Genomic DNA, 2,991 nt, shown 5'->3' with positions numbered 1-2,991 from the left:
AAGTCGTAAGCGCAGCGTCTTGTGGTGCGGCAGCTTCGAGGTCCGCAGCCCGCTGCGAAAGCGCCGGTCCTCACGGACCGCGAGTTCCTCGGCCAGGACCAGATCGACCAGGTCGAGGTAGCCCATCTTCGCCTCGTCCGCCCGCTGGATGTACTGGCTGACGGTCTCGGCCAGGTGGGGCAGGCCGAGCTTGACGGCCGTGGCGCGGACGCGGGTGCTGATCAGCTCGCTCAACGGACTTCCTTCATCGGGGACTTGGGAGTGAAGGGACGGGTGCCGGTCAGCTCGTCATAGACGGAAAGCGGTCTGCGGCCGACCTCGACGCTCGCGGCGGCGGCCCGGTTCAACAGGGCCTGCAAGGGGCCTGCTTCCGGCCCCAGCGGCTGTTCACAGCGGGTCGCGGGCGGGCCGTCGACGCTCGTGACGCGGCGGCCGGTGCCGGTGGGCAGGCCGTCCCAGTGGCTCTCGTCCACGATGCGGGCGCCACGGCCGACCGCCCGTGGATGGACGGCCAGCAGCGTCACTCCGTCCTGGCCGGGCACGGTGGAGTGCAACGTGACCTGGGATTTCGTGGCCCGGATCTCGACCAGCTGGCGGGGACGGACCTTGCGGGCGGGCACCGAGTAGAGGTTCGCGTCGAAGGCGACCAGGCAGTCCTTGCCGACGTGCCGTAGATGCCGCTGAGCCACCACATACGGAGCCCGCGGCAGCGGCCGCAGGGCCACGTGATCGCGCACGGCCCGGTGCCCGATCACCTCGCCGTGAGTGCCGTGCACCTTCGCCCGCCGGACGGGCACCCAGGCCGCGAAGGCGGCGTTCATCTCCTCGATCGAGGAGAACGCCCGCCCGGCCAGCACATGATCACGGACGATCAACACCTGGCGTTCGACCCGGCCCTTGCCCTGCGGCCGGTAGGCAGCCAGGACGTCGATGTCGAAGTCGTAGTGCCCGGCAAAGGCCACCGCTTCCGGATGCAACGGAACCGCCTCGCCCGGCGCGACATGCCGGCGCACGATCGTCTTGGTGCGGTCATAGACGATACTCATCGGCACCCCGCCGAAGTGCGCGAATGCGGCCCGGTGGCAGTCGAAGAACGTCGCCAGATCCAACGACGTGGTGAAGCAGCAGAAGGGATCTCGGGAATAGGACAGAACCATGTGGAACGAGTAGACCTTTGGGATCCCGACATGGGCGAGGACCTTGCCCTCGTCCCCCCAGTCCACCTGGGCCTGAGCCCCGGGGACCACCTCGAACCGGCGGTGCAGACCGGCGAGTTCACCCGGACTGATGCCGAGTTCCCCGGCGATTCTCGGCCGGGCTTCCTGCAGGTAGATCTTCACCCGCTGGTAGTTGATCGTGATCCCGCACTCCACCGCCAGGCGCTCGTGGATCACCGCGCCCTTGAGCAGAACCTCCGCCCGCAGCATCGCATCGATCAGCGGGGCGACCTCGTCCACCGCCCGCCGCCGCGGCCTCTCACTGGCCTCCCGCTGCGGCGGCGCGATGGGAGCCGGCCCGGCCAGGTACTTGGCGACCGTACGGCGATTCAGCCCGGTCTCCTTCGTGATCTGCCGCAGGCTCATCGCACCGGACTCGTACAGCCCGCGAAAACGCCTCAACTCCAGCCAGCGATGCGGATCCAAGACCATCGACTGCCGCCCTCCACCGACGCCGAACAGACGACAGCAGACTCACGGACACGACCCCATCACCGCATCAACTTTGGTGCACTCTCATCCGTACGGAGTGGTGCACGTTCACTTGTACGCCGACACGGTCCGACGTTCGGATCCAGTATCGATCCAACCTCACCACCCGGCACGGCCTGGGGGACAAAAGCTTGTTACCGACGGCTACGTACGTTTGTTCGGGCGGGATCCAGCGGCTTCACGTTCGTCCATGACGTCGACGGAAACCGGACGATCTCCAAATAGGAGGGGGGCGCTCGACCGGACCTCGCGCTGGGACGTCACCAACCCCATGCCGCAGATCGCCACGGACACCAACAGCTCGGGCGGGCTGCTCGCCGACTACCACTACAACCCGCTCGGCATCCCGGTGTCCCTGAGCCGGACCGACGGAGACTTTACTTCCAGCAAGACCGGCAGAACTCGGTCACCGCGGTGTACGACACGGCGGGTACCACCGGCCGCTGCCCCCTGTGTGTGTCGGCAGGCATCGGCGCCGTGTCCGGAGCGGTCGTCGACGGCGGCCGCTGCAGCTGGCAGCACCGCAACGACGGCCAGTTCTCCTGGGGCGGCTTCGCCGGAGCGGCCGGCAGGGGAGCGGTGGCAGGAGCTGTACCAGGCGCCCTGATGCCCGGCGTCGGCAGCGCGGCAGCGCGTGGTCTTGGACTATCAGGGGCATACGGCGTCGTCGCTTCAACTGCGGTGAATGCGGGCGTGGGCGCAGGCTTCTCCTGGGCGAAGACCGAGAAGGATTCCCGGGAAACCGAGGTAGCCCCGGCGGCCACTCGCTGCGTCATGCCGTAGGTGCGCACAGCACAACCATGAGTGCCACTTATTCGTCACATGTCTCACCTACACCTTCAGAGGCACTCATGAATCAGCGAACCCGCGCCGCCATAATGGCCACCGCAGCCGCCCCCCCTCCTCCCCTTGATGACCGCGTGCAGCAGCGGCCAGGGCACCGCCGAGCGGGGTGTGGCGGCACAGCAGTCGGCTACGACAGAGCCGTCGGCCGAAGAACCCGTTGAAGAGGAGACACCCGATACGGAGTTGGAGGTCGGCGACGGCTTCCGTTACAAGGATGGTGTCCTGCTCACGGTCACCGGTATCAACAAGCTGACGGCCGCTGACTTCGGGGAGTACGACACCAAGCCGACCGCCGATCAGACCGCGTTCCGTGTCCTGCTGGACGTCACGAACGGCTCGAAGAAGCCGCTGGATCTCGACACCTGGGGGATGGCCGCTCAGGGCGCGACCACGGGCGGTGAGACGGAGTTCATGTCTGCGGAGAAGGGGTCGAAGC

General features: G+C 67.5%; 3 protein-coding genes. 1 reads left to right on the top strand and 2 read right to left on the bottom strand.

Annotation, left to right across the window (positions count from 1 at the left end; translation table 11 throughout):
• Both ACIRQP_RS42315 and istA read right to left on the bottom strand, forming a co-directional pair.
• Positions 1-234, bottom strand: a 234-nt coding sequence (locus ACIRQP_RS42315) for an ATP-binding protein (RefSeq protein WP_403900793.1), incomplete at its 3' end; no start/stop codon positions are given.
• The gene (gene istA, locus ACIRQP_RS42310) at positions 231-1,649 is read right to left on the bottom strand and encodes an IS21 family transposase (protein ID WP_403900791.1); all 1,419 of its coding nucleotides are present in this window, start codon (positions 1,647-1,649) and stop codon (positions 231-233) included. The genes istA and ACIRQP_RS42315, both read right to left, overlap by 4 nt.
• A gap of 972 nt (positions 1,650-2,621) precedes the next feature.
• On the opposite strand from istA, the gene ACIRQP_RS42305 reads away from it, so the two are divergent.
• On the top strand, positions 2,622-2,991 hold a 370-nt coding region (locus ACIRQP_RS42305; protein ID WP_403900789.1), incomplete at its 3' end, for a hypothetical protein.

The organism is Streptomyces sp. NPDC102274, assembly GCF_044766385.1.
Taxonomy (GTDB): Bacteria; Actinomycetota; Actinomycetes; order Streptomycetales; family Streptomycetaceae; genus Streptomyces.
Note: the sequence above shows the minus strand (reverse complement) of the source record. Positions and strands in the feature narration are given on the sequence as shown.

Coding starts and splice junctions, on each gene's coding strand:
- istA (WP_403900791.1), bottom strand. CDS start 1,649: ATGGTCTTGGATCCGCATCGCTGGCTGGAGTTGAGGCGTTTTCGCGGG.